22 protein-coding genes are annotated in these 26,924 nt (G+C 71.3%); 11 read left to right on the top strand and 11 right to left on the bottom strand.

Features of this window, described 5'->3' with window-relative positions:
* The 8 genes from BIU94_RS17840 to BIU94_RS11750 form a co-directional block, all read left to right on the top strand.
* The coding region (locus BIU94_RS17840) for a hypothetical protein (RefSeq protein WP_217639500.1) at positions 1 to 1,243 on the top strand (1,243 nt) is incomplete at its 5' end.
* A 46-nt stretch (positions 1,244 to 1,289) separates the two neighbouring features.
* Positions 1,290 to 1,868, top strand: coding sequence for a hypothetical protein (locus tag BIU94_RS11785; RefSeq protein ID WP_071260177.1), 579 nt, complete (start codon positions 1,290 to 1,292; stop codon positions 1,866 to 1,868).
* Positions 1,859 to 2,692: a hypothetical protein gene (locus BIU94_RS11780; RefSeq protein WP_071260174.1), complete on the top strand. Its 834-nt coding sequence runs from the start codon at positions 1,859 to 1,861 to the stop codon at positions 2,690 to 2,692. Before BIU94_RS11785 ends, BIU94_RS11780 begins: the two co-directional genes overlap by 10 nt.
* A 607-nt stretch (positions 2,693 to 3,299) precedes the next feature.
* A complete protein-coding gene (locus BIU94_RS11770) occupies positions 3,300 to 4,385 on the top strand; it encodes a hypothetical protein (protein WP_071260167.1) in 1,086 nt (361 codons plus the stop codon).
* Positions 4,386 to 4,409: 24 nt separating this feature from the next.
* Complete coding sequence (locus tag BIU94_RS11765; protein WP_071260162.1) at positions 4,410 to 5,249, top strand: phosphoribosyltransferase family protein; 840 nt, start codon at positions 4,410 to 4,412, stop codon at positions 5,247 to 5,249.
* Entirely contained in the window at positions 5,246 to 6,805 is a 1,560-nt protein-coding gene (locus tag BIU94_RS11760; protein ID WP_071260159.1) for a nicotinate phosphoribosyltransferase, read from the top strand. Before BIU94_RS11765 ends, BIU94_RS11760 begins: the two co-directional genes overlap by 4 nt.
* On the top strand, positions 6,802 to 7,452 hold the full coding sequence (locus BIU94_RS11755; RefSeq protein ID WP_071260156.1) for an NUDIX domain-containing protein: 651 nt from the start codon (positions 6,802 to 6,804) through the stop codon (positions 7,450 to 7,452). The genes BIU94_RS11760 and BIU94_RS11755 overlap by 4 nt, the downstream gene beginning before the upstream one ends.
* Positions 7,453 to 7,470: 18 nt before the next feature.
* Positions 7,471 to 8,106, top strand: a complete 636-nt coding sequence (locus tag BIU94_RS11750; protein ID WP_071260153.1) for a pyridoxal 5'-phosphate synthase — start codon at positions 7,471 to 7,473, stop codon at positions 8,104 to 8,106.
* A 200-nt stretch (positions 8,107 to 8,306) separates the two neighbouring features.
* Here the strand turns inward: BIU94_RS11750 and BIU94_RS11745 are convergent, their stop codons facing one another.
* The 5 genes from BIU94_RS11745 to BIU94_RS11725 all read right to left on the bottom strand — a co-directional run bounded on the left by BIU94_RS11745 (position 8,307) and on the right by BIU94_RS11725 (position 17,232).
* Entirely contained in the window at positions 8,307 to 10,589 is a 2,283-nt protein-coding gene (locus BIU94_RS11745) for a GNAT family N-acetyltransferase (RefSeq protein WP_254784804.1), read from the bottom strand.
* Positions 10,590 to 10,786: 197 nt separating this feature from the next.
* A complete protein-coding gene (locus BIU94_RS11740) occupies positions 10,787 to 12,196 on the bottom strand; it encodes a lysine N(6)-hydroxylase/L-ornithine N(5)-oxygenase family protein (RefSeq protein ID WP_071260147.1) in 1,410 nt (469 codons plus the stop codon).
* Positions 12,193 to 13,614, bottom strand: coding sequence for an aminotransferase class V-fold PLP-dependent enzyme (locus tag BIU94_RS11735; RefSeq protein WP_071260143.1), 1,422 nt, complete (start codon positions 13,612 to 13,614; stop codon positions 12,193 to 12,195). The genes BIU94_RS11740 and BIU94_RS11735 overlap by 4 nt, the downstream gene beginning before the upstream one ends.
* Before the next feature lie 159 nt (positions 13,615 to 13,773).
* Positions 13,774 to 16,209 carry an ATP-dependent helicase gene (locus BIU94_RS11730; protein ID WP_071260139.1) on the bottom strand — a complete coding sequence of 812 codons (2,436 nt, stop codon included), beginning with the start codon at positions 16,207 to 16,209 and terminating at the stop codon, positions 13,774 to 13,776.
* Positions 16,210 to 16,221: 12 nt separating this feature from the next.
* On the bottom strand, positions 16,222 to 17,232 hold the full coding sequence (locus tag BIU94_RS11725; protein ID WP_071260136.1) for a glycerophosphodiester phosphodiesterase family protein: 1,011 nt from the start codon (positions 17,230 to 17,232) through the stop codon (positions 16,222 to 16,224).
* A 107-nt stretch (positions 17,233 to 17,339) separates the two neighbouring features.
* On the opposite strand from BIU94_RS11725, the gene BIU94_RS11720 reads away from it, so the two are divergent.
* Together BIU94_RS11720 and BIU94_RS11715 are read left to right on the top strand one after the other, a co-directional pair.
* Positions 17,340 to 18,323, top strand: a complete 984-nt coding sequence (locus tag BIU94_RS11720; protein ID WP_071260132.1) for a DUF817 domain-containing protein — start codon at positions 17,340 to 17,342, stop codon at positions 18,321 to 18,323.
* A 31-nt stretch (positions 18,324 to 18,354) separates the two neighbouring features.
* Positions 18,355 to 19,215 carry a Bax inhibitor-1/YccA family protein gene (locus BIU94_RS11715; RefSeq protein ID WP_071260129.1) on the top strand — a complete coding sequence of 287 codons (861 nt, stop codon included), beginning with the start codon at positions 18,355 to 18,357 and terminating at the stop codon, positions 19,213 to 19,215.
* Between the two features lie 324 nt (positions 19,216 to 19,539).
* On the opposite strand, the gene guaA is transcribed toward BIU94_RS11715, so the two are convergent.
* The 5 genes from guaA to BIU94_RS11690 are packed head-to-tail and all read right to left on the bottom strand — an operon-like array spanning position 19,540 to position 24,356.
* Entirely contained in the window at positions 19,540 to 21,120 is a 1,581-nt protein-coding gene (gene guaA, locus BIU94_RS11710; RefSeq protein WP_071260122.1) for a glutamine-hydrolyzing GMP synthase, read from the bottom strand.
* On the bottom strand, positions 21,117 to 21,563 hold the full coding sequence (locus BIU94_RS11705) for a DUF3817 domain-containing protein (RefSeq protein WP_071260119.1): 447 nt from the start codon (positions 21,561 to 21,563) through the stop codon (positions 21,117 to 21,119). Before BIU94_RS11705 ends, guaA begins: the two co-directional genes overlap by 4 nt.
* A gap of 10 nt (positions 21,564 to 21,573) precedes the next feature.
* Positions 21,574 to 22,350, bottom strand: a complete 777-nt coding sequence (locus BIU94_RS11700; RefSeq protein WP_071260116.1) for an SURF1 family cytochrome oxidase biogenesis protein — start codon at positions 22,348 to 22,350, stop codon at positions 21,574 to 21,576.
* Between the two features lie 5 nt (positions 22,351 to 22,355).
* The gene (locus tag BIU94_RS11695; protein ID WP_071260113.1) at positions 22,356 to 23,822 is read right to left on the bottom strand and encodes a cation:proton antiporter; all 1,467 of its coding nucleotides are present in this window, start codon (positions 23,820 to 23,822) and stop codon (positions 22,356 to 22,358) included.
* A gap of 3 nt (positions 23,823 to 23,825) precedes the next feature.
* Complete coding sequence (locus BIU94_RS11690; RefSeq protein ID WP_071260110.1) at positions 23,826 to 24,356, bottom strand: cation:proton antiporter regulatory subunit; 531 nt, start codon at positions 24,354 to 24,356, stop codon at positions 23,826 to 23,828.
* A 75-nt stretch (positions 24,357 to 24,431) separates the two neighbouring features.
* Between BIU94_RS11690 and BIU94_RS11685 the strand changes: the two genes are divergently transcribed.
* On the top strand, positions 24,432 to 24,935 hold the full coding sequence (locus BIU94_RS11685) for a hypothetical protein (protein WP_071260107.1): 504 nt from the start codon (positions 24,432 to 24,434) through the stop codon (positions 24,933 to 24,935).
* Between the two features lie 70 nt (positions 24,936 to 25,005).
* Here BIU94_RS11685 and BIU94_RS11680 read toward each other — a convergent pair whose 3' ends face one another.
* A complete protein-coding gene (locus BIU94_RS11680; RefSeq protein ID WP_071260104.1) occupies positions 25,006 to 26,883 on the bottom strand; it encodes a glycerol-3-phosphate dehydrogenase/oxidase in 1,878 nt (625 codons plus the stop codon).
* Between the last annotated feature and the right edge of the window lie 41 nt (positions 26,884 to 26,924).

Genomic DNA, 26,924 nt, shown 5'->3' with positions numbered 1-26,924 from the left:
CGACGCGAAGGGCGACTGGGAAGACGGCGAACGGCGCACCGCGACGAAGATCGGCGAAGCAGCCGACGCGGGGCTCGGCAAGCAGTCGACGTGGGACAAGATCTTCGGGTCCGAGACGTGGGAGACCATCGTCTCCATCGCGAAGGTCGTCGTCGCCGTGGGCGGCATCATCGTCATGATCATCGGCGGGCCACTCGCCTGGATCGTGCTCGGCGCAGCCCTGCTCGTGCTCGCCGACACCCTGTACAAGATGTCGAAGGGCACCGCCGACGGGTGGGACCTCGCCTTCGCCCTGCTCGACTGCATCCCAGGGATGAAGGGCATCACCACCGCCGGTCGACTCCTGTCGGTCGCCGGCGACGCACGCAAGGCGTTCTCGCTCGCCCGTTCGACCGGTTCCCTCGGCTCGCTGGCCGCGCGGACGTTCAGCGGTGCCGGCCGGTACGGCGTGATGGCCCTCAAGGAGCTCCCGCTCGCGGTGCAGCAGTTCGCGTCGAACCCCGCTCGCCGGATCGAGCGCATGGCACTGCAGGTGCGCTACCTGACACCGGCGAACATGCTGCACAGCACCGTCGACGCAGCGAAGGGATTTGCGAGCGGTTACACGGCAGGTGGCCGAGGTACGGGCATCACCGGCAGGCTCCTCGAGGGGATCCAGAAGTCCGACTCGGCGTTCACACGAACGGTGAACTCCGGCTACAACGCCCACGTGTCGGAGATCGCCCGTACCGATCCAGCGCGAGCGAGTCAACTGTGGCAGGGCGGCGACGGGTACTACGGCGTCGACGACATGACGAACGTCGTGGCCGGCTCGAAGGGTGTCGACGGGTTCGCCTCCACTCCGAACTTCGACGGGTTCGGTGCGTCCTACGCGGTACCGGACCGCCCCGTGGTCGACTCCGCGACCTTCCACGAATCGGCGCAGGTCGGCGCGAGCACCGGCTACGCGACCCCGTACCGTGAGTTCGTCTCGGAGACCCACATCAGCCCGGACGCGACCTACGCGATCGGCCACGCAGGAGCCAATCCGCAGTTCGGCGGCGGGGGTGGTACGCAGATGTTCCGCGCGGACATGACCGGGCACAACCCCGCTCCGTTCCCGGCACACGGCGGATCTGCGCACGCTTGGTCTCCCATGGACAGTTCAGTACGGACGGTCGGAGAATCGGTCGCGATGCGCAATCTCCTCCATGCCCCGTGGCGCGCCACCGCGTACACCGCCCCGTTGGCCTCGAGTGAGTGAGCCGACCAGTCCCGCGGACCTGCCGACCTTCATCAGGGTCGGTCCCGTGGCCGACAGACGGTTCGCCGACGACGGACGCCTCGTCATCGAGCGAGACGGCGTCGAGGACGGGAGTTGGAACGGCACCGCCATGGCGCAGTACGTCGCGCCCGCGGCCGCGCTCGCCCTGATGCTCGACGTCCTCGACCCCGAGGTCGACGAACGGGTCGGAGCTGAGCACCGTTTCCTCCTCAACTCGCGCGAGGACGAGCGCGGTGACATGCGCGGCGGCCGCTCCCCGATCTCCCGGTGGGCGTACGGCACCCTCGTCGACTACCCGATCGACATGCAGCTCCTCGCGGCACGCGCGCGTCTCGTCCACACCCGTCGATCGGACCACCCCGCCTTCGACGACGTGTACTTCCGTCACCCGACCACGGGACGGTTCGTCGAACAGCTCGGACCCGGAGCATCGTGGTACCGGAACGGCAGGCGCGACTACTTCGACCAGGTGCTCTCGTTCGCCAGCGATCCCCGAGCAGATCGGCTCGTCAAGAAGTACCGCCGGCTCTGGGAACGAGCAGAAACGCACTGGTCACGTCGGGCGACCGACGAGCAGCGACGGCGAGAAGGCCCGTGGACCTGAGCGACGCGGTCGAGCTCTCGGTCTGGCGACGGGCGGTCGACCTCGACCTGTGGATGCTCGCGACCGAGGACGGCATTCCGGCGGTCATCGCCCCCGGTGACGAGTCCTCCCCCGCCGTCACGCTCGCATTCCTCGCCCATGACCAGGCTCGAGCAGCCGCCCCGGACGACGCGGTACTCCTGCACACGACGCTGTGGTCAGCGCTCCGTGCGACTCCGATCGACGTGGCCGTCCTGCTCCAGCCCGGTCAGGCCGACGAGCAGGTCCTGCTCCCCGACGACATCGACCGGATCATCGGTGGCCCGCGAGACCGCGCGCCGACGCTCTCTCCCCGCGACCTGGCGATCACGTCGGTGATCCCCGCAGCAGTCGTGGACGAGACCGTGATCCCCGAGCCGGACGGTCAACCCGTCGGCGTGCTCCTCGACCAGTCCGACCGCTCCGCTGACCGACTGACCCTGGCTGCAGGGCCGTCGATGCCGTTCGGACTCGACGCCTGGACAGCAGCGGCACTCGTCCGGGCAGCGAGTCCGTTCCCGAGGGGGTTCGACATCGTCGTCGGCGCCCCGGATCCGGAGCAGCACCCGGCGGTGACCGCCTTCCGCGCGCAGTACGACGGTGCACAGATCAGCACGGTCGGTGTCATCGTCGAGCGGGTGTCCGAGCGGATCGTCGTCCTCGTCGACTCCGAAGACGCCGATGAACTCGAACGCGTCCGGGTCCTGGTCGCATCGCTCGTGCCGATGCCCGTCTTCGCGGTCGCACGCAGGTCCGCGCCGGAGCAGGCGTGGGTGCTCGGGCAACCCGACAGCACTCTGTCGTGACGGTGACCAGGCTCGCACCTGCACGCCGGGCGACGATCACGGCCGTCCCGGTTCCCGACGCGCTCCACCTCGCAGTCGACGGTGCGGGTCGACCGGCAACCGAACCGTACGACCGCGGGGTCGGCGTCGAGTTCGCGTACTCGGTCGCCGAGGACCGTCCGGCGACGAGGGGAGTCACGACACGAGAGGTGACGCGGCAGTCCCTGCTCGAGGACGAGCGGGGCGGCCGCTTCATCGTGCAGGTCGACGTCGCCGAGGGACACGGGGACGGCGTCCCGATCACGGCGCAACAGCCACGTCGTCCAGGTCTGGTCCCGCTCGCACCGTCCGGCGTCCGCGCCCTCGAGCTGTCCGCCGACGACGGGATCTGGGGAGACATCGTCAGCAAACTGGCTCGACCGCACTCAGCGTGGAGGCTCTTTGAAGCTTCCACGGGCGGTTCGAGCTGCTCCGTCGTCATCGACACGGACCCGGACGGTTGGCGGACGCGAGCGGTCGAGGCCCTCGGTCGGCGCCCGCACCCGGAGATCGCCGTCGTTGACTCACCCGATGCCGTCGCTCGTCGTTGGCGCAGGGCCGCCCGCCACCTGCTGGGATCGACACCCGGATGACCGAGTGGGCACGCACGGCGCACCGCGGGAGCGAGACGACCCCGGTCACGCTCACGGTGGACGTCGAACGGTCCGGCACAGGCGGACGGTCCCGCTGCTCCGTGACGGTCGTCATCGACGGTGTCGAGCACGTCGCTGTCGAGCACGATGCCTTCGAGGCGCTGTGCAGGGTACGCCTGGAGCTCGAGCACGAGGGTTGGCTGCTCGGCGTCGAGGGCGCGCGGATCGACGTCTGGCCGAGCGGCGCGGCACGCGACCAGGGCGGGGGCCTCCGCGCCTACCGACTCCGCCAGGGACGCTCCCCTGGGCCGGCGGACCTGGTCGACGTCTTCGCTCCGGCTGCCGAGCGCCTCGCCACGGTCGCCGAGCAGCGGGCTGCTGCGGGAGCCGCGCTGCGCACTCCCCGCGCTGCCGCACCGTACGACGACGTCGACGAGGTGGTCTCGGTCACCGGACCGTGCGAGCAACTCGTCGTCGATCGGAGCCTGCGAGGCCGCCTCCGCGCAGCGCTGTCCGGCGGCCGACGCCACGGCGACGAGCGATGGCAGATCGTGCGATCGCTGGCCGGGGACGCGCTGCAGCCGGGCGAGTGGGACGAGGCCGAGGCACTGTCCGACGGCCCCGACGACGTGCGGCTCGTCACGACGATCGGTGCGGACGAGGACGGTGTGCGGTGGTCCGACCTCGTCGACATCGGGGTCGACGGCTCCGGCACGGTGCGGGTCCGACGCTTCCGTCGCCGGTACGTCGGTCGGACCCGTGCGCACGTGGAGGTGCTCCTCGACACCCGCGCACAGGGGCAGCCACCGACGGAGTTCCGACCGACCGACCTGGCAGCGCTCTCCGCGCAACGACAGGTCGACGCGTTGCATCGGTACGTCGACGGCCTCGCCCTGGTGCCGGCACCAGCGGTCGACGCCATGTTCCGGCTCGACCGCGGCCGCGTCCCGACCGGGCGCGACGACGACCAGGGGGCGAACACGACCTTCTCCGGTCTCGCGGACCAGGCGATGTACACGGTGCTCGTGAGCGGTGCCGGGCACGTCCGGATCACCAGGGAGACGGAATTCTTGTCACACTGACAAATACCGTGGTACGGTCGGACCATGGCAGTCGAACTCAGCACCTGGGACGCCCAGGGCAACCAGACGACACCGACGTTCTCCACCATGCGGTTCCCCGCCGGTGAAGCGCACGTCAAGGTGGCGAACGACACCGCCGAGCCGGGGGGCACCACCGAGATCGCGACCCTGCACGGCACGAACGGCGACGACCTCCTCATGCTCGGCATGTGGGCGGACGCCGTCCGGCAGCGCGGATCGCGGTCCGTCGCCCTCGTCCCGTACCTGCCCGGCGCCCGGCAGGACCGCGGCCTGCCCTTCGGGGCGAAGGTCTACGCGGACGTCCTCAACGGGTTCCGCATCGACCAGGTGATCGCCTTCGACCCGCACTCCCCCGTGGTCGTCGGGCTGGTCGACCACCTCACGGTGGTCACGAGCGAGCAGGTCGTCCGCGACGCCGTGCTCGACGTCGAGGGCGACGCGTACACCGGCATCATCGCGCCGGACAAGGGCGCGGTCGCCCGGGCCACGGCGGTCGCCGAGTCGTGCGGCCTGCCGCTGTACCGGGCCGAGAAGCACCGCAACCCCGACACCGGCAAGCTCGACGGGTTCTCGTGCGAGCCCCTCCCCGCGGACGGCCGGTTCCTCGTCGTCGACGACATCTGCGACGGCGGCGGCACCTTCATGGGTCTCGCGAGCTCGACCGGCCTGCCGAAGGAGCGCCTCGGCCTCTGGGTCTCGCACGGCGTCTTCTCCGGCCGGGCCCCGCAGCTCGCCGAGCACTTCGGCGAGATCGTCACGACCGACAGCTACCCGGCGAAGAACGACGTGCCGGGCTTGCGCACCGTCCCGCTCAGCCCGTACCTCACGAAGGAGATCCGATGACCACCACCACGACGGGCCTCGAGCCCCGCATCACCACCGCGAGCCCGATCGCGCCCCTGTTGGCCGTCGACGGCTACAAGCACTCGCACCGGCAGGTCTACCCGGCTGGGACCACCCGGATCCTCATCAACTGGACGAACCGCTCGAACGCGCACATGCCCGAGTCGACCCACGCCGTGGTCTTCGGCCTGCAGGCGTTCGTCCAGCGCTCGCTCGTCGAGGCCTGGGCGCCGTTCTTCGCCGCCGACGAGGACGAGGTCGTCCGCCTGTTCGACGAAGCCCTGCAGGGCTACTTCGGCCCGAACCACATCGGCACCGACCACGTCCGGGCGCTGCACCGCCTCGGCTACCTGCCCCTCGAGATCCGTGCGCTGCCCGAGGGCACGCTCGCACCGATCGGCGTCGCGACCCTGACCGTCGAGAACACGATCGACGAGTTCTACTGGCTGCCGAACTACATCGAGACCGCCCTGTCCGCATCGATCTGGCACCCGTCGACCGTCGCGACGAAGGCGCTCGAGTACCGCGACCTCATGGAGGACTGGGCGGCCCGCACCGGCGCCGTCCCCGAGGGCATCGACTTCGCCGCGCACGACTTCTCGTTCCGCGGCCAGTCGAGCATCGAGTCGGCGGCAGCGGGTGGCGCCGGGCACCTGCTCTCGTTCCTCGGCACCGACTCGATGCCGTCGCTCGACTTCATCGACCGCTACTACCCGGGCGACAACGGCTGGGTGGCCGCGAGCGTGCCCGCCACCGAGCACAGCGTCATGTGCGTCCGCGGCGCCGACGGCGAGCTCGAGACGTTCCAGCAGATCCTCGACGTCTACCCGACGGGCATCGTCTCCGCCGTCAGCGACGGCTTCGACCTGTTCAAGGTCATCACCGAGACGCTGCCGCAGCTCAAGGACCGCATCACCGGCCGCGACGGCAAGCTCGTCATCCGTCCCGACTCGGGCGACCCGGTCGACATCGTCACCGGCACCGTGCACGACGTCGACGAGGCCGAGCTGTTCGCCGCCGACCGCAGCGACGAGCAGAAGGGCGTCGTCGAACTGCTCGACGAGATCTTCGGCCACACCGTGAACGAGCAGGGCTACAAGGTCCTCGACCAGCACATCGGCGTCATCTACGGCGACAGCATCACGCTCGACCGTGCCCGCCGCATCTACGAGCGGCTCGCCGCCAAGGGGTACTCGAGCGACAACATCGTGCTCGGGATCGGCTCGTACACGTACCAGTACATGACCCGCGACAACCTCGGCAGCGCGGTCAAGGCCACCTGGGCGCTCGTCGACGGCCAGCCCGTCGACATCCAGAAGGACCCGAAGACCGGCAGCGGCAAGAAGAGCGCGAAGGGCCGCATCGCCCTGCACCGTGACGAGACCGGCGAGATCCGGCAGACGGACCAGGCCACGGCCGAGGACGAGGCGACCAGCCTGCTCCAGCCGGTGTGGGTCGACGGACGCTTCACGCGCCTCCAGTCCTTCGCCGACGTGCGAGAGACGCTCCGCGACGAGCGTGCGGCCCGCACCGCACGCCGGGCCGCCTCCGCGTGACGGGGACCGCTCCGGCGGTCCGCGACCAGCCGCTCATCGCGATCGACGTCGTCCCGACGTCGTTCGCGGGGGCGGCTGGCCTGCGGGTCGCCTCCGCCCGTCGGCTGTACGACCCGTTCGCCGGACGGGAGGCCCTTCCCGGCGTGCTCCTGGACGGTTCCGAGATCCTGGCCGACGCTGCGCTGCGCGCCCTGCGCACGAAGGCGGGCGTCGGCCCGGCGGCGGTGCGCCACCTGGCGCAGGTCGGCGCGTTCGACGGGCCGGACCGCGATCCGCGGAGCACCGCGATCAGCATCGCGTTCCTGGCGGTCGTCGACCCGAAGGCCGCCCCGGACGCGACCTGGCACGACGTCGGCGAACGCCCGTTCGGCCTGCCGTTCGACCACGACCGCATCGTCGACGCAGCGCTCGAGCACGCCCGCGTGCGCCTGTGGTCGGACGTCCCGCTCACGCGCGCGCTGCTCGGGGAGCGCTTCACCACCTCGGACGCCGGTCGCCTCCGCGCGGCGCTCACCGGGAGCACCCCGGATCCGGGCAACCTCAACCGGATGCTCCGCACCAACCCGGCCGTCGCCCGGGTCGACGCGGCCCCGGCGGCCGGTCCCCGCGGCGGGCGTCCCCCGGCAGCCTGGACGTGGACCGTCTGAGCACGGTTGGGTGGGGGCATGTCCTCTTCGCTGTCCGGTGACGACTCCCTGCACCTGCCCGAGTTCGACGCTCCCCCCGCCGCACCGCTCGACCTCGCCCAGCAGTGGCTCGACGCCGCGGACGAGCGCGACGTCTCCGAGCCGAAGTCGATGACGCTCGCCACCGCCGGCGCCGACGGCCGGGTGTCCGCCCGCACCGTCGACGTGAAGCGGCTCGACGACCGGGGACTCGTCTTCGGTACCTCGACGCTCAGCCCGAAGGGCCGACAGCTCGCCGAGAACCCGCACGCCGCACTCCAGGTCTACTGGCGCGAGACCATGCAGCAGCTCCGGTTCGAGGGCCGGGCCGTGCAGCTGTCCGACGACGAGTCCGACGCGCTGTTCGCCGACCGGTCGCCGAAGTCGCGCGCCGCCACCGCGATCGCCGACCAGTCCGCCGTGCTCGAGCCCCGGACGCTGCAGGACCTCATCGACGACGCCAACGTGCTGCTCGACGAGTCCGACGACGACGTGCCGCGCCCCGCGGGGTGGGTCGCCTGGCGCCTCGAGCCCGAGCTCGTCGAGTTCTGGCACGGCAGCCGCGACCGGATGCACCGCCGCCTGCAGTACGCGCTCGCCGACGGCGTCTGGTCGGCCACGCGTCTGCAGCCGTAGACGGGTTCGCTCGCGGTCGGTCCCGCTGCAACCACGACGGCGTCGTGCGGTGCGCCCGCGCGCCCCGCACCGCCGCACAACCAAAGTGCACTCGAACCGCGGGATTCCGCGGCGCGAGCGCACTTCGGTTGTGCAAGTGGGAGCGGAACCGGCCGACGTGACGCCGACGCAGAGCGAGCGCGGAACGGAACGGAACCGCCCTACCGCCCGATGGGGTTCGCCATCGCGCCCGCCCGGATGAGCGACGCCGACTGGTCCGCCAGGTCGACCATCGACAGGGTGTTCCGCAGCTGCAAGCGGTTCAGGCACGAGTGCTCGAACGTCGGCACCCGCAGGTCCAGCGGTCGGCGGCGGTCCGGGCGCGCGGCGGCGTGGGCGTCGACGCACTCCCCGACGACCTGCCAGAAGCGGGCCTCGGGCAGCACCCCGTCGTCGTCCAGGATCGCGGCGACGAACCGCAGCACCCCGTCGAACACGTCGGTGAACACGGCGAGCGCCGCTTCGTCGTCGGACACCGGGTGCACGATCCGCTCGACGTCCGCGGGGACCGGCCGGTCGGCGTCGCGCCCGAGCACCACGACCTCCTCGCCGATGTCCTTCATCACGGCACGGACCACGACGCCGTCCCGCACGACGAGCACCACGTTCTCGCCGTGCGGCATGAAGGCCAGCTCGTGCACGGTCAGGCAGTGCACGACGGGCAGCAGGTACGCGTCGAGCCAGCGCCGCACCCACTCGTCGGCGGGCAGCCCGGAGGCCGCGATCAGCGCCGAGACCACGGCTGCCCCCGACGCGTCCCGGTGCAGCAGCGCCGCCATGGTGAGCAGCTGCTCGCCCCCGGCCAGGTGCGGGACCGGACTCTCCCGCCACAGCGCCGCGAGCATCTTCCGCTGCGGCGAGGACACGTCGACCCGGTGGTACGCGTCGCCGGTGTACCCGATGGACGCGTGCTCCCGCAGGACCGAGAAGCCGGCGGCGGCGAGCGTGGGGTCGGCGGCGACGATCCCGGCGACCCAGTCGTTCACCGCCGGGGTGTTCCGCATGTACGCGGGGGACATCCCCCGCAGGAACCCCATGTTCTGCACGGCGAGCGCCGTCTTGACGTACGAGCGTGCCGGCTCGGTGCGGTTGAACGCGGTGCGGATCGACTGCTGCGGCTGGTACTCGTCCGGCCCCTCGCCCAGGTCGACGAGGTCCTGCCGACCCAGGTCGGGCGCGAAGGTCACGGCGATCCGGTGCTGCCACTGCCACGGGTGCACGGGCAGCCACACGTAGTCGTCGGGGTCGAGCCCGCGACGCTCCAGCGTGGCCCGGAACCCGGCCACGACGTCCGCCGACAGCTCCGACTCCCAGTGCGCCTGCTCGGTGCGGTCCGCGGCGAGCGCCAGGTGCGTGTGCTCGCGTCGGGCGGCGAGCCACCGGTACCGGAACCGGCCGCCGGACTCGGGCGCGAAGGCCCGGTACTCGTCGAGCCCGAACCCGATCCGTCCGTTCGCGGCGACGAAGGCCGGGTGCCCCTCGGTCATCGCCGCCTCGACGTCCTGGAAGGAGGCGACAGCGGCGTCGACGGATCCCCCGGCCCGCCCGCGCGCGAGCTGCGCCGCCGACGGCCCACCCCGCCGGTGCTTCGCCGCCGCACTCGCCAGGGTCGAGGCGATCTCCTCCAGGTACGTCCCCAGCAACTCGTCGGGGATCCCGAGCACGTCGCGCAGTTCGAGCACGAGCTCCTGCGCACGGAGCGGCGCCGGCGCCCCCGCACGGGTCCGCGTCAGCGAGGCCTCGTCCATCGACCAGTGCTCGAGCACGTGCTGCCGCGCCCGGAACCGGTAGGTCGACTCCCCCGCGTCGAGCCGCCACCCGTCCCCGTCCGGCACGGGTGCGATCAGCCGTTCGTGGGTGAACTCCGCGATCGCCTTCGCGACGAGGTGCCGTTCGGCGGGTTCCAGGTGCTCTGGCCGCAGGTGCGCGGCCGGCCCGTCGTCGTCGGGGGCCCCGATGCGGTCGGTGTCGAGCACCGACAGCAGGGCCCGCTTGCCGTCGACGTCCACCTGTCGCAGCGCACGGAACCCGACCTCGGCGTTCTTCGCCTGCACGGCGGTGTTCCGCACGTCCGGTTCGACGACGACCCGGCGCGCACCGAGGGCGTCCCGGCAGTGCTCGACGACGGCACGCATCACCGCGCTGGTCAGGCCGCGCACACGACGGTCCGCGGGCGCCGGCGCGACGAGCAGGTGCATGCCGACGTCGCCCGGCTCCGCCGCCCACACGTCGGTGAGCAGGACGGCGGCGGGGTCGTAGGTCTCCGCCAGGAAGCACGGTTCGCCGTTCCGGCGGCCGAGCCACGCGGCCTGCGCGGGGTCCGACTGCACACCGGCCAGGTAGTCCCGGACGCCGTCCACGTCGAGGTCGCCCATCTCCCACCAGGACGACGCCGGGTGGGCGAGCCACGACTGCACGACGGCGGCGTCGCGTTCCGGGTCCACGGGTTCGACGGTCAGGAGGCCCGGCTCGGCTCCCACAGGCGCGGTCGCCTCGTGTGCGTCCACCGTCGCAGTGCCCTCGACAGTGTCTTCCACACCGGTGCCCTCCACAGTGTCCTCAACAGTGCCCTCCACAGCGGCGCCCTCCACAGTGCCCACCACACCGTCGCCCGCCGCACCGGTGCTGTCGACGACGGCGCTCATGCGGACACCTCCGCATGCTCGGTCGTGCGCCCGGCCGGCAGGCTGTGCGCGCTGGCGGGTGCGGCCGTGGACGGCGCTGCTGTCGGCTGCCCCGAGGCGGGCAGGCCGAACTCCTGGAAGGCGATCCGGGCCTCCAGGCCGTACACGGGGCGACCCGTGACGGACCGGATGATCGACGCGTTCCGCCACGCACCCATGCCGAGGTCGGGCGCGGTCAGGCCGTGCGTGTGCTCCTCGGCGTTCTGCACCCAGATGCGTCCGCCCAGCGTGTCGACGTGGTGGTCGCGGGCGACGGCCAGGCGACCGCGGGAGTCGCGGGCGACGAGGTGCTCGACCGGGTCGAGGAACCGCGGGACACGCGGGGTGTACCCGGTGGCGAGCACGAGCTGCTCGACCTCGTGCTCGTACGCCTGGTCGAGCTGCTCGTGGCGGAGCGTCAGCCGGTACGTGCCGCGGTCGGCGAGCCAGGCGGCGTCGACGACGCTCGTCTCGGTCCGGAGCGTCGTCGGGACCGGTCCCCGCGCGCTGATCCGGTAGAGCTGGTCGTAGAGCTCGTCGACCAGGTCGGCGCTGATGCCCTTGTACAGGCCGCGCTGCTCCCGCCCGAGACGGTCGCGGACGGCTTCGGGCAGCCCGTGGAAGTGGTCCGTGTACTCCGGGCTCGTCATCTCGAGGGTGAGCTTGGTGTCCTCCATCGGGAAGAACCGCGGCGACCGGGTGATCCAGTCGAGGCGGTAGCCGTCCTGACGGATGTCCTCGAGCAGGTCGCGGTAGACCTCGGCGGCGGACTGCCCGCTGCCGATCACCGCGATCGAGCCGGCACCGCGGAGCGCGTCGCGGTTCGGCAGGAAGTCGGCCGAGTGGATCGCCGGGCCGTCGATGCCGCGCAGCGGGGCGGGGACGGACGGCTCGGTGCCGATGCCCACGACGACGTGCCGTGCGCGGTACGTCTCGGGGCCCTGGTCGGTCTCGGCGTGCACCGTGAACGTGTCGGTGACCGGGTCGTGCTCGACGGCCGTCACCCGGCGGCCCCAGCGGAGGGTGTCGAGCCGGTCGGCGGCCCAGCGGCAGTAGGCGTCGTACTCGCTCCGCAGGGGGTGGAAGTCCTCGCGGATGTAGAACGGGTACAGGCGCCCGGTCTCCTTGAGCCAGGCGAGGAACGAGAACGGCGAGGTCGGGTCGGCCATCGTCACCAGGTCGGCGAGGAACGGCACCTGGATCGTGGCGTCGTCGAGCATCATGCCGTGGTGCCAGGCGAAGCCGTCGGCGGCGTCGAGGAACACCGCGTCGAGATCGTCGAGCGGGTCGGTCAGGCAGGCGAGGCCCAGGTTGAACGGACCGATGCCGATGCCGACGACGTCGTGCACGGGGCGGTCGTCGGCCTGGCGGTCGTCAGCGGCGGTCATCGCGTTGCTCCTTCCGGGGCGGTGGTGGTCGCGCGGACGCGTGCTGCCGTCGCGGCGACGTGGTCGAGCGCGGCGCGCATCTGCGCCGGCGTCGTCTCGGGGTTGAGCAGGGTGAGCTTGTTGCACGGGCGGCCGTCGATCACGGTCTTCGCGATGAGCACCCGGCCCTCGGCGAGCAGGGCCGCGCGGATCGGGGCGACGAGCGCGTCGGCCTGGTCGTCGGTGACCCCGGCGGGCTGCCACCGGAACAGCACCGTGCTGAGCTGCGTCGGCGCGACGAGCACCAGGTCGGGGTGCTCCTCGACGATTCGGTGGGTGGCCGCGGCGAGGTCGATGACGGCGTCGAACGCCGCTCCGATGGCATCTGCCCCGGACGCGCGCAGGGTGGCCCACAGCTTCAGGGCGTCGAACCGGCGGGTGGTCTGCAGCGACTTGTCGACCTGGTTCGGCTCGGCGGCGTCCTCGGGGTTGAGGTAGTCGGCGTACCAGGCGGCGCGGCGCAGGTCCTCCGGGTGCTGCACGAGCAGGGCACTCGAGGACACCGGCTGGAAGAACGACTTGTGCAGGTCGGTCGTCACGCTCCGCGCCCGCTCGATGCCGGCGAGCAGGTGCCGACGGGTCGGGGACACCAGCAGCCCGCAGCCGTACGCGGCGTCGACGTGCAGCCAGACGCCCTCCAGGTCGCAGACGTCGGCGATCGGCTCGACCGGGTCGATCACCCCGCGGTCGGTGGTGCCGGCGGTCGCGACGACGGCCATCGGCGTCCGCCCGGCCGTGCGGGCGGCGGCGATCGCCTCGGCGAGGGCTGCGGGCACCATCCGGCCGGCGTCGTCGGTGGCGACGGCGACGACGGCCTCGAGCCCGAGCAGCCGCGCGGACTTCGCGATGCTGAAGTGGGTCTCCGCCGTGGTGAACACGGTGCCGCTGGTCCCGAGGGCCTCTCGTGCCAGCAGGAGGGCCTGCAGGTTCGACTGCGAGCCGCCCGAGGTGAAGATGCCGTCACCCGCGGCGAACCCGATCCGACCGGCGAGCCAGGCGACGACGTGCCGCTCGATCTCGGTGCCGATCCGGGACTGGTCCCAGGTGTCGACCGACGGGTTCACGGCGGCGAGCACGGCCTCGGCGGCGACCGCGGGCAGCGCCACCGGGCAGTTCAGGTGCGCGAGGTACGCGGGGTCGTGGAACCAGACGGCCTCGCGGACGAACAGGTCGTCGAGTTCGGCGAGCGCGCGGTCCGTCCCGAGGGGTTCGGCGTCGAGGTCGACCGCCTGCACCCGGGCCCGGAGGACCTGCGGAGCGGTGTCGGTCGTCGGGCGGTCAGCGGCGGCGAAGCGGTCGGCCAGGCGGTCGACCGTCGACGTGACGCTGGAGCGGTACCGCTCGGCCGTGGCAGAGGTCAGCAGTTCGATGGGTGTCACGTTAGGTAAGGCTAACCTCACCTCCGCTCTACTGCCACCCGAACAGGGGTGGACTCCCAGGTCTCGGGCGTGCCGCGTCGCCGTCCGGGCGCGACGACGGCGCCCCGCCGGGCGAGCGGCGGGTGAACGGACGTTCAGTCGTCCGTCGGCGACCTCGGACTAGAGCTTCTCGATCGGAGCGATCTTGATGAGCAGCTTCTTGCGGCCGGCGGAGTCGAAGGCGATCTCGGCGATCCGCTTGGCGCCCTGGCCGGTCACCGCCGAAACGGTCCCCTCGCCGAAGTCGACGTGCGAGATGCGGTCACCGGCAGCCAACTCCATGTCACCGTTGTCCCGGACCTGACCGGAGACCCGGTTCGCCCACTCGGTCTTCGGACGGGTCTTCGACGCCGCGGCGGCACGGTCGTACGAGCCGCCGCCCCAACCGCCACCACCGCGGTAGCCACCGCCGCCCGCGCCGCCGTCACGCTTGGCGTTCAGCGCGCGGGGCTGCGTGCCGCCACGGCTGTTCGCCATGCCCGGCGACTGCTTCCACTCGATGAGCCCCTCGGGGATCTCCTGCAGGAAGCGCGACGGCATGGCCACGTTGACGTCACCGAACTGCGCGCGGGTCATCGCGAGGGACAGGAACAGGACCTTCTTCGCGCGCGTGATCCCGACGTAGAACAGCCGGCGTTCCTCGGACGGGCCGCCCGGCTCGGCGGCGGACATCCGGTGCGGCAGCAGGTCTTCCTCGACACCGGTCAGGAACACCGCGTCGTACTCCAGGCCCTTCGCCGTGTGCAGGGTCATCAGCGAGACGGTCCCGGACGAGTCGTCGAGCTCGTCCGCCGCGGCGACGAGCGAGACCTCGGTCAGGAAGTCGGAGAGGGTGCCCTCGGGGTTGTTCTTCTGGAACTCGCGCGTGACGGCGACGAGTTCGTCGATGTTGTCGGCGCGGGCGGCGTCCTGCGCGTCGGGCGACTTCCGCAGGTTCTCGAGCAGACCGGAGCCGTCGAGGAGCTGCGTCAGCGTGTCGACGACCGGCTGCGTCGGCGCCTTCTCGGAGACGGTGTCGAGCAGCCCCGCGAACTCCGTGATGGCGTTCCGCACCTTCGGGCCGAAGCCGAGTTCGCCGGCGTGCCGCAGCGCGTCGCGCATCGTCGTCTCGTGCTCGTCGGCGTAGCGCTGCAGGGTCGTCTCGGTGACGGCACCGATGCCCCGCTTCGGCACGTTGAGGATGCGCCGCAACGCCATCGGGTCGGCGGGGTTCGCGACCGTGATCAGGTACGCCATGGCGTCCTTGATCTCGGCGCGCTCGTAGAACTTCGTGCCGCCGAGCACCCGGTAGGGGATCGCCGCACGGATGAAGATCTCCTCGAGCGCACGGGTCTGCGAGTTCGTCCGGTAGAACACCGCCATGTCGCGGTAGTCCATGCCGTCCTCGCGCAGGCGCTGGATCTCGTCGGCGACGAACTGGGCCTCGTCGTGGCCGGTGTACCCGGTGAAGCCGACGATCTTCTCGCCGGCGCCGACGTCGGTGAACAGGCTCTTCGCCTGCCGGTCGAAGTTGTTCGCGATGACGGCGTTCGCGGCGTCGAGGATGTTCTGCGTCGAGCGGTAGTTCTGCTCGAGCAGGATCGTCTTCGAGTTCGGGAAGTCGCGCTCGAACTCGACGATGTTCCGGATGTCGGCCCCGCGGAACGCGTAGATCGACTGGTCCGAGTCGCCGACCACCGTCAGGGACGCGGGGGCGATCGAACCGTCGGTCTCGCGCATGCGGGCGACGTGCTGGCCGGCATCCTCGAGCTTGTCGACCTGCTCGACGGGCACCGGACGGGTGAGTTCACGGATCAGGGCGTACTGGGCGTGGTTGGTGTCCTGGTACTCGTCGACCAGGATGAACCGGAAGCGGCGCTGGTACAGGGCCGCGACGTCCGGGAAGGCCCGGAAGAGGAACACCGTCTGGCCGATGAGGTCGTCGAAGTCGAACGCGTTCGCCCGACGGAGCTCGTTCGTGTAGCGCCGGAACACCTCGGTGAACATGACCTCTTGCGGGTCGTTCGCGTTGATGTTGCGCGCGTACGTGTCGATGTCCTGCAGCTCGTTCTTGAGCTTCGAGATCTTCGACGCCGCGGCACCGACCGTCAGCCCGAGCGAGTCGGCCTCGAGCTCCTTGATGATCCGCTTGAGCAGTGCCCGCGAGTCGGCGGAGTCGTAGATCGTGAACGACTGCGGGAACCCGAACCGCTCGGCCTCGCGCCGGAGGATCCGCACGCAGGCCGAGTGGAACGTCGAGATCCACATCCCCTCGGCCTCGCCGCCGACCAGCGCACGGACGCGCTCGCGCATCTCGGCGGCGGCCTTGTTCGTGAACGTGATCGCCAGGATCTGCGACGGCCAGGCCTCGCGGTTGGCGAGCAGCAGCGCGATCCGGCGCGTGAGCACGCTCGTCTTGCCGGAACCGGCTCCGGCCACGATCAGCAGGGACTCGCCGCGGTACTCGACGGCTTCCTTCTGCTGGGGGTTCAGACCCGCGGTGAACGGGTCCTCGTACGCACGGGCACCGGCGCCCGGCTCGGGCGTCGATTCGAAGGGGTCGAGCACGATCGTCATGTCCGGGACAGTCTAGGCGGGACCCCCGACAGCCGACCGTGCCAGGACGGCCAGGTCGGTGTGGTCGGCGAACACCCCGTCGAGACCGGTCCGGACCACCGAGGTGTACCAGCGCTCCCAGTCCCCGAAGGCCGCGACGTCCCCGCCCCGGCGCAACGGCCCGGGCAGGAACCGGTTCTCCGGCCGGAGCGTCCACGTGTAGACGGCGAGCCCGGCGGCGTGGGCACGGTCGACGATCGCGCTCCGCACCGGCGTCGGGTCGTCGAGCGCGACGCTGTCCACCCCGGCCATGAGCGTGCCGAGGTCGACGCTGATGCCGTGGAACTCCGTCGCGAAGGACGCGAGGGCGTCCTCGGAACGCTCCGCGGCGTAGGTGGGAGCCAGCGACCCGTGGGACGCGACCTCGTCGGCGGCGCTGCCACGGGCCTCCTGCAGGTACACCAGCCGACCACCCGTGTGCCGCTCGCGCAGGTCGCGGAGCACGCCCTTCTCGAAGCTCTCGACCGTGAGCCGCTCGTCGTGGCGCCACCCGGCGTCACCGAGCGCGCGGTCGACGAGCTCGTCCATCGGGAAGCCCGCGCGGTCGAAGAAGGCCGCGTGCTTCACCTCGGCGACGAGGCCGACCGGACGGGGCGCGGCGTCGAGGATCGCGAGGAGGTCCTCGAGGCGCAGGACCGGTTCCTCGCCGTCGTGCTCGGCCGACCCGGGTCGCAGCGCGGGCAGTCGCTCCCGTGTGCGGAGCGTCTGCAGCTCCGCCCACGTGAAGTCCTCGGTGAACCACCCCGACAGCGTCTGCCCGTCGACGGTCTTCGTCGTGCGCAGGTGCCGGAACTCCGGTCGGTCGGCGACGTCGGTGGTGCCGGACACCTCGTTCTCGTGGCGGAGCACGAGCACGCCGTCCCTCGTCGGCACGAGGTCCGGCTCGATCGCGTCGGCGCCGAGCTCGATCGCGAGCTCGTAGGCGCTCCGCGAGTGCTCGGGGCGGTAGCCGGACGCGCCGCGGTGGGCGATGACGAGGGTCATGGCGCGACCCTACTGGCCGCGGGTGACCGTGGGGACGGCGTGGGTCACGGGACACACGCGAGCCGCCGGGGGCCGCCGTTCCCAGCCCGCCGACCGAGCATCGCCGCATGACCGTCCGATCGCTGTCCACCGCCGTCGAGGCCCGGATCGACCGCGCCGCCCGCCGCCTGCTCGACGCCGGGCACCAGCCGCGCCGACCCGCCCGCCGGTTCGTCACCGAGTTCCTGGTGTTCGGCGCGAAGCAGGCCTGGGCGTGCACCTTCGGTGCCCTCCTGCTCGCGACGATGGCCGTCGTGCACCTCACCGTGCCGGCGGCGGTGCGGAACGACGTGCTGACCGTCGCCGCCGTGCTGCTGCAGGTCGGCATGCTCGTGTTCGGGCTCGAGACCGTGCGGGAGCTCCGCGTGGTGCTGCTCTTCCACGTCGTCGGCACCGTCATGGAGGTCTTCAAGACCCACATGGGGTCGTGGTCGTACGGCTCCGGCGGCCTGCTCGTCGTCGCCGGGGTACCGCTGTTCTCCGGCTTCATGTACGGCGCGGTCGGGTCGTACCTGGTGCGCGTGCACCGCCTGTTCGACCTGCGCTTCGACCGGTACCCCCGGCAGTGGGTGCTCGCGGTCGTCGCCGGGGCGGTCTACCTGAACTTCTTCGGCCACCACTTCGTGGCCGACGCCCGGTACGTCCTGCTCGTGCTCGTGCTGCTGCTCTTCGCCCGCACGACCATGCACGTGCGAGTGCACCGCTCGACGCTGCGGATACCCGTGCTCGTCGCGATGGGCCTCGTCGCCGTCGTCGTCTGGGCCGCCGAGGACGTCGCGACCTGGGCGGGCGCCTGGAGCTACCCGGCGCAGGCGGCGGCGTGGCAGCCGGTGTCGCCGACGAAGATCGTCGCGTGGTTCCTGCTCATGACGATCTCGATCGCCCTCGTCACCTGGCTCCACCCCGCTGGCTCCACCCCCGCAGCAGACTCCCGAGCAGTTCGCGGCACGCGTGCAGCGCATCCCCATAGGCTGCTCGCGTCAGGGCCCCACGGGGCCGCGTCCGCTCGCCGCGAATCCTCAGCCTTCCGCGGCCGAGCGCACCTAGGCTGAGAGGACTCGAATCTCCAAGGAAGAGGACACCATGGCCTTCAAGCCCGGTTTCGACCAGTCCCCCGCCTTCAACGACCAGGGACGCAACGCCTGGGGCGGCGCGACCGGTCAGCAGCAGGCCGGCTGGGGACAGACCCCGCAGCAGGCGAAGGGCGGGATGACCCCCGACCAGCTGCAGTACATGTACGACCGCCCGGCGGCCTCCACGGTCGACACGGACCGCATGTCGTACGAGGACACCATCGTCAAGACGCTGCTCGCCTTCGGCGTGCTCATCGTCGGTGCGGTCGCCGGCTGGAACCTGCCGCCCGCGGTCTGGATCGTCGGCGCGATCGTGGGCTTCGTGCTCGCGCTGGTCAACACCTTCAAGAAGAAGCCGTCGGCGGGCCTCGTCCTGGCGTACGCGTTCTTCGAGGGGCTGTTCGTCGGCGGGATCTCCGGGTACTACGACACCGCGTTCGACGGCATCGTGCCGCAGGCCGTGTTCGGCACGCTCGGTGTGTTCTTCGTGACGCTGCTGCTCTTCCGGTCCGGCAAGGTCCGCGCGACGCCGAAGGCCACGCGCTTCTTCCTCATCGCGATCGTCGGCTACATGGCGTTCTCGCTCGTCAACGTCGTCCTGATGCTCACCGGCGTCACGCAGAGCGCCTTCGGCCTGCTCGGCGTGACCCTGTTCGGCATCCCGCTCGGTGTGCTCATCGGCATCTTCGTCGTCGTCATGGCGGCGTACTCGCTCATCCTCGACTTCGACCAGATCAAGACCGGCGTCGAGCGCGGTGCCCCTCGCGTCTACGCCTGGACGGCGGCGTTCGGCCTCATCGTGACGCTCGTCTGGCTGTACCTCGAGATCCTGCGCATCCTCGCGATCGTGGCGAGCAGCTCGCGCAACTGATCCACCCCGCACCACACGGAGGGCCCCGGCACACGCCGGGGCCCTCCGTCGTTCCCGTGAGGTCCGCCGAGGTGTGGGTCCTCCGAGGTCTGGGGTCCGCCGAGGTCGCGCGACGTGCCGCACGTGCGCCGTCGAGGTCGCACGAACCGCCGCCCGACGACCCGGCAGGCGGCAGTTCGTGCGACCTCGACGCCCGCCCGCCTGCCGCCTGCCGCCCGGCCGGCGCCCCGGGCCCCGGGCGCCCGGGGCCCGGACGCACGGGCCCCGGACGCACGGAGGCCCGGCACGCAGCGCGTGCCGGGCCTCCGGACGGTCAGGGGAGGACTACTCCCACTCGATCGTTCCCGGCGGCTTCGACGTGACGTCGAGCACGACGCGGTTGACGTCGGGGACCTCGTTCGTGATCCGGTTCGAGATCTTCGCGAGGGTGTCGTACGGCAGACGCGTCCAGTCGGCGGTCATGGCGTCCTCGGAGGAGACCGGACGGAGCACGATCGGGTGCCCGTAGGTCCGACCGTCGCCCTGCACGCCCACGGAGCGGACGTCGGCGAGCAGCACGACCGGGCACTGCCAGATCTCCTCGTCGAGGCCGGCCGCGGTGAGTTCCTCGCGGGCGATCTTGTCGGCCGCGCGGAGCAGCTCGAGGCGGTCCTTCGTGACCTCGCCGACGATGCGGATGCCGAGACCCGGGCCGGGGAACGGCTGGCGGCCGACGATGACCTCGGGCAGGCCGAGCTCGCGGCCGACGGCACGGACCTCGTCCTTGAACAGGGTGCGCAGCGGCTCGACGAGCTCGAACGTCATGTCCTCGGGCAGGCCGCCCACGTTGTGGTGCGACTTGATGTTCGCCGTGCCCGCTCCGCCGCCGGACTCGACGACGTCGGGGTAGAGCGTGCCCTGCACGAGGAACTTGACCTCGGCGTCGGTGTCCGAGGCCTTGGCCTCGAGCACGAGCGCCTCGGCGGCACCCTCGAAGGTGCGGATGAACTCGCGCCCGATGATCTTGCGCTTCTGCTCCGGGTCGCTCACACCGGTGAGGGCGTCGAGGAACTGCTGCTCGGCGTCCACCGTGACGAGCCGGACACCGGTGGAGGCGACGTAGTCCTCTTCTACCTGCTTGCGCTCGTCGGCGCGCAGGAGCCCGTGGTCGACGAAGACGCAGGTCAGCTGGTCGCCGACGGCCTTGTGCACCAGGGCCGCGGCGACGGCGGAGTCGACACCGCCGGAGAGCCCGGCGATGACCCGTGCGGAACCGACCTGCTCGCGGATGCGCGCGACCTGCTCCTCGATGACGTTGCTCGAGTTCCAGTCGCCGGGCAGCCCGGCGGCACGGTGCAGGAAGTTCTCGAGGACGGCCTGGCCGTGCGCGGAGTGCTTCACCTCGGGGTGCCACTGCACGCCGTAGAGCTTGCGCTCGTCGGACGCGAAGGCCGCGACGGGCGTCGAGGCGCTCGACGCCAGGACCTCGAAGCCCTCCGGCGCCTTGGCCACGGAGTCGCCGTGCGACATCCAGGTGACCTGCGACGCCGGCTGGTCGCCGAGCAGCACGCTGTCCGTGCCGGTGACGTCGACGTCGGTGGCGCCGTACTCGCGCAGGCCGGTGTTCGCGACCTCGCCGCCGAGGGCGGTCGCCATGGCCTGGAAGCCGTAGCAGATGCCGAGCACGGGGACCCCGAGCTCGAGGATCTCGCCGTCGAGGGACGGGGCGCCGTCCTCGTACACGGACGACGGGCCGCCGGACAGCACGATGGCCGCCGGGTCCTTCGCGCGGATCTCCTCCGCGGTCATCGAGTGCGGGACGATCTCGCTGTAGACGTTCGCTTCACGGACCCGACGCGCGATGAGCTGCGCGTACTGGGCCCCGAAGTCGACGACGAGGACGGGACGCTGTTCGGTCTCGCTCACCGAGCGGCCTCCTTCTCACGCTGCTGGGCAGCGATCAGGTCGTGGTAGGTGTCCATGGCCTTCTGCTGCATGCGGTGTTCGACCACGAAGGACATGAACGGGATGATGCCCCCGAGGGCGATGAGCAGGAAGCGCGACGGCCTCCAGCGCATGATGCTCCACAGACGGAAGTCGGTGAAGAGGTAGAGGACGTACAGCCAGCCGTGCGCGATGAGGATCGCGATCGACAGGTTGAACGTGCCGGGTGCTTCGCCGGCGGTGCCGTTGGGCACGAAGAACGGCCCGTTGCCGAGCTGCATCTCGAGCTGCAGCGGCGTGTACTTGATGACGACCTCGATCACGAGGGCCAGGAGCAGCACACCGGTGATGTAGGCGGAGACGCGGTACCACTTCACCGCACCCGGGATCTTCGGGACGTCGCGGGTCCGGACGGTCAGTGCCATGTCGGCAATCCTACCGTCGGAGCGCGGCGGCTTCGGCGGCCAGGGCCTCGTCGCGCTCGTCCTCCTGCTCGCGCTCCCACGCGTCCTTCACGAACCGGTACCAGAGGAACACCGCGAACCCGGCGAAGACGACCCACTCGATCGCGTAGAACAGGTTGAGCCAGTCGAACTGGACCTCGCGCGACGGGGCGCGGTCCGCGATGGTGCCGAGGTCGGCGGCCTGCGCGGTCGCGCCGTCGGCGACGACGTACCCGAGGTACATCCGGTCGTCGAAAGCCTGCCAGGTGTTGACGAACCGTGCCGGGGCGACCGCCGAGTACTCGGCGCGCTTGTAGGTGTCCTGGTCGGGCGACTCGGCCGGGTAGTACCGGCCATGGATCGTCAGCGTCTGCCCGTCCGCCAGGCGGTCACCCCCGGCGACGGCGTCCGCCCGTCGGTCGGACCACCCGATGACGACCGGGAGGCTCGCCCCACCGTCCGAGTCCACCAGGTGTCCGACGGTCTGGTACGTCCCACCCCCGGTGCGGCCCGTCAGGACGGTCGTGTCCCCGGCGACGAACGTGCCGGAGACCGTCATCTTCTGCCCGGCGAGGGTCTCGCTGACCGGCTTCTCCGGGGTGGTGACGGCGTCGAGGGTCGTGCGCGTCTCGGTGGTCGCCGGCAGGGGCTTGCCGTTGGCGATGCTCCGTTCGAGCTGCCACTTGCCGAGTCCGGCGAAGACCGCCGCCAGCACGAGCGCCAGCAGCAGCAGCGCGATCCACTTCGGTCGTCGGGCAACGGCCCACATCTGTATCAGTACTCCGGATCGCGCTGGCGGACCGGGCGTTCGGGGCGCTCGGCGGGGATCTCGACCGGCGACGTCACGGGGTCGGACGTCGCGTCGGGCGACTCATTCTCGCGCTCGTCCCTGCCAGCGGCCTCCACGAGGGCGAACTCCTCGGCGAACTGGCGGTCGCGTTCGGCCCGGCGGGCGGCCGCGGCGGCGTCCTGGTCGGCGACCCCGGCGGCCGCTGCGGCGTCGACGGCGTCGTCGAGCGCGGGACTCGTGCGGCGGCCGAGGCGGTCGCGCAGCCGCGAACGGAGCCGCGCGACGCGCGCCGGTCGCACGACGAGCCGGCCGATCCGGTCCGAGTTCACCGCGAGCAGCGGCCCGAGGATCGCCATGACGAGGACGTAGAGGCCGGCGAACGCGGTGATCCGCGCCTCCAGTCCGGCGGCCGCCGACAGCGTCGCGAGGATGAGCGCGAACTCGCCGCGGTTCACCAGGATGACCGCGGTGTTGATGCCCTGCTGCACGTCGAAGCCGTTCATCCGCGCGACCAGCTGGCCGGCGACGGCGTTCAGGACGACCGTCATGCCGATGGCGCCGAGGACCGGCCAGAGCACCTCGCCGAAGGTCGACAGGTCGAGGCCGAGGCCGAAGTTGACGAAGAAGAATGCGGCGAACACGTCGCGCATCGGCAGGGCGAGCTGCTCGATGCGGTCGCGGTACCGGGTGGCACCGCAGAGCAGGCCGATGACGAAGGCACCGATGGCGTCGGTCACGCCGAGCAGGTCCCCGATGCCGCCGAACATCACCGCGAGCCCGAAGAACAGGACCGTGAACAGCTCGTCGTCGCGCGTGGCGAAGATCTTCGAGACCCACTTGCCCGCGAAGCGCGCGAGCGTGAACATCACGATGAGGAACCCGAACGCGAGCGCGAGCTTGCCGACCACGGCCCAGGCGTTCGTGTCGCCGGACAGCACGACGGAGACGATCGCCAGGTAGATGGCGATGAAGACGTCCTCGATGACCGTGACGCCGAGGATCATCGGGGTCTCGTCGTTCGCCAGGCGTCGCAGCTCGATGAGGAGCTTCGTCACGATCGCGCTCGACGACGTCGCCGTCATGCCCGCGATGATCAGGGCCTCACGGGTGCCCCAGCCGAGCGAGAACCCGAAGGCGAACCCGACGCCCATGTTGATGGCGACGTACGTGCCACCGGACACCAGGAGCTTGCCGGCGTTGCCGTAGAACTCCTCTTGGTCGAACTCCAACCCGAGGTTGAACAGCAGCAGGATGAGCCCGAAGGTCGCGATGAGCTCGATGGTGTGGGACTCGACGTTCAGCCCGATCCACGGGGTGTGCGGGCTCGCGATGAGTCCCACCACCATGTAGACCGGGATCGCCGGCAGCCCGATGGTCTTGCCGAGCCGCCCCAGGACGTAGGCGATGACGAAGAGCACACCGATGGTGAGCAGCTCACCACCCAGGTGCATGCGCTAGCTCTTCCGCGGGGCCTCGGCCGAGGCGGCCGCAAGCTCTCCGCTGCGGTAGAAGGAGAACGCCTTCGCGACCTTCTCCGGGGACCCGGCCACCACGATGGTGTCGCCGGGGAACACGACGAAGTCGGGCGAGGGGGCTGGGTTCGCGCTGTCGCCGCGCACGACGGCGACGACGGTCAGGCCGATGAAGCCGGAGTCGTGCAGGTCGCCGAGGGGCTTGCCCGCGATGGCGTCGTCGTAGTCGACCGAGAACCAGTCGATCGACAGGCCGGGGATCTCGTCGAGCTTGTCGAGGCCCTCGGTGATCCGGGTGCCGCCGAGGAGTTCGGCGAGGGTGTGCGCCTCGTCCTCGCTGAGGCGCAGCGAGACCTTCTCGGACTTGTCCGCCCCATCGGAGACGTCGGCGAACGAGATGAGGTCGGAGTGCCCCGACCGGTGCGTGATGACACCGCACTTGCCACCGTCGTCGGTGTAGAAGCTGTGCAGCACGCCGACTCCGGGGAGTTTGACGCGATGGACGTCGACCATGATGGCTCCCTCTTCGAGTACCAAGATGATAACCGTCGGGTCGTCCGGTCCATTCCGCCCGCTACTGTTCCGTTCATGGGGAGAACGCGGATCGTCGTCGGGGTCGTCGGGACACTGGTCGTCGCGGCCTACGCCGCACTGCTGGCGGTGAACGCGCTCGTGCTCGACCCGCTCGCCGCGGTGCCCGGGCAGTCGCTCGCCCAGATCCACGCCGAGCTCACCCGCCAGGGCTTCTCGGTGCGCGGCGACACGGTGGCCGTCGTCGTGGTCGCGCTCATCGGCGTCCTGCTCGCCGCGGTGCTCTCGGTGCTGCTGCTCGTCACGCGGGCGCCGGCGCACGTCATCGCCGCCGTGCTGCTCGCCGTGGTCGTGATGGGCACGCCGGCGTCGTACGTCGCGGCGATCGCCATCGGCATGGACGTGGCCGATGCCTTCGGGGTCGGCGGCGGCGACCACACGATCTGGGCGGGCGTGCTGTACGTGACGAGCCTCGTCGCGCTCGTCGGGATCCCGGTCGTGCTCGTGGTCGGCCAGGCGGCGCACGTGCGCCGGACCGCCCTGCGGACGCACGCCGCCTGACGGACGCGCCCCGGGCCTCCCGTCCGGTCCGCCGGCAGGGAGGCCCGTGGCGGGCCCGTCACGCCGGTCGCTACCGGGGTTCGCTCGTCTTCTCGCCGACGACCTGCTCGTCGGACGCCTTCGCGCCCTCGGCGCCGTCCGAACGGCCACCGCCCACCACGACGTCGTCCTCGTCGAAGCCGAAGGCGATGTCCGGGGCCTCGAGCCGCACGCGGTCGGCGCTCTCGTCGTCGGGCTGCAGCTGCGACTCGCGCTCGGCGGCGACGCGCTTCAGGTAGTTCGCGACCTCGTGCTCCGTGGTCTCCTGGTCCCAGCCGAGCACGTCGGCCATGAGCCTCGCCGCGACCGGGGCGGCCGACTCGCCGCGGTCCCAGGCCTCGATCGAGATGCGGGTGCGGCGAGCCAGGACGTCCTCCAGGTGCAGGGCACCCTCGTGCGACGCCGCGTACACGACCTCGGCACCGATGTAGTCGTCGGCGCCGGGGAGCGCGTCGGCCAGCGAGGGGTCCTGCTCGACGAGCTGCAGGACGTCGGTCGCGAGCGTGCCGTAGCGGTTGAGCAGGTGCTCGATCCGGACCTTGTGCACGCCGAACCGTCGGGCCGTGCGTCCGCGACCGTTCCACGCCGCCGGGTAGCCCTCGGCGCCGAGCAGCGGGATGTCCTCGGTCGTCGACGCGGGGATCCTGCCGTCCATCGCGGCGACCGCCTCGTCGATGGCGTCCTTGCCCATCACCCGGTACGTCGTCCACTTGCCGCCGGCGACGACCACCAGGCCGGGCGCGGTGTGCGCGACGACGTGCTCGCGGCTGAGCTTCGACGTCTGGTCGGACTCCCCCGCGAGCAGCGGCCGGAGACCGGCGTAGACGCCCTCGACGTCCTCGCGGGTGAGCGGGACGCGGAGCACCCGGTTGACGTGCTCGAGGATGTAGTCGATGTCCGCCGCGGTCGCCGCCGGGTGCGCCTTGTCGAGGTACCAGTCGGTGTCGGTGGTGCCGACGAGCCAGTGCCGGCCCCACGGGATCACGAAGAGCACGCTCTTCTCGGTGCGGAGGATCATGCCCGTGTTCGACTGGAAGCGGTCGCGCGGGATGACGAGGTGCACGCCCTTCGACGCCCGCACCTTGAACTGGCCGCGCGTGCCGACCATCGCCTGGGTGTCGTCGGTCCAGACGCCCGTCGCGTTGACGACCTGCTTGGCCCGGATCTCGAACTCCTCGCCGGTCTGGATGTCGTGCGCCTGGGCGCCGACCACCCGCTCGCCGACCTTGATGAACCCCTCGATGCGGATGCGGCTGGCGGCGTGCGCCCCGTAGGACGCCGCGGTGCGCACGAGCGAGGCGACGTACCGGGCGTCGTCGACCTGGGCGTCGTAGTAGGTCATGCCGCCGACGAACGCGTCCTTCTTCAAGCCGGGCATGTTCTTGAGGACCTGGCCCCGGCTGAGGTGCCGGTGGTGCGGGACACCGGGCGGGCGGCCGCCGGACCAGCTGAAGACGTCGTACATCGCCATGCCGATGCCGATGTAGAACCGCTCCCAGACGCGGTGGTTGAGCGGGTAGAGGAAGCGCACCGGCTTCACCAGGTGCGGGGCGATCCGCTGCAGGAGCAGCCCGCGCTCGATGAGGGCCTCGCGCACGAGCGCGAAGTTGAGCTGCTCGAGGTAGCGGATGCCGCCGTGCACGAGCTTCGAGGAGCGGCTCGACGTGCCCGATCCCCAGTCGCGTGCCTCGACGATGCCGACGCTCAGGCCGCGGGTGACGGCGTCGAGCGCGCTGCCGGCGCCGACGATGCCGCCGCCGACGACCAGGACGTCGAGCTCGGTCGTCTTGAACGTCTCGATCGCGGCCGCGCGTTCGTCGGGGCCGAGCTTCGCCCGCGGGTCGAACCCGACGCCGGGAGCGGCGCTGCCGGCCGGCTCGGTCGGGGTGGTGCTGGTCGTCTTCGCCATCGTCGCCTCCGTGTCACGGTCGGCGCCGCGGTGTCACCCGT

The organism is Curtobacterium sp. MMLR14_006, assembly GCF_001864985.1.
GTDB lineage: Bacteria > Actinomycetota > Actinomycetes > Actinomycetales > Microbacteriaceae > Curtobacterium.
Note: the sequence above shows the minus strand (reverse complement) of the source record. Positions and strands in the feature narration are given on the sequence as shown.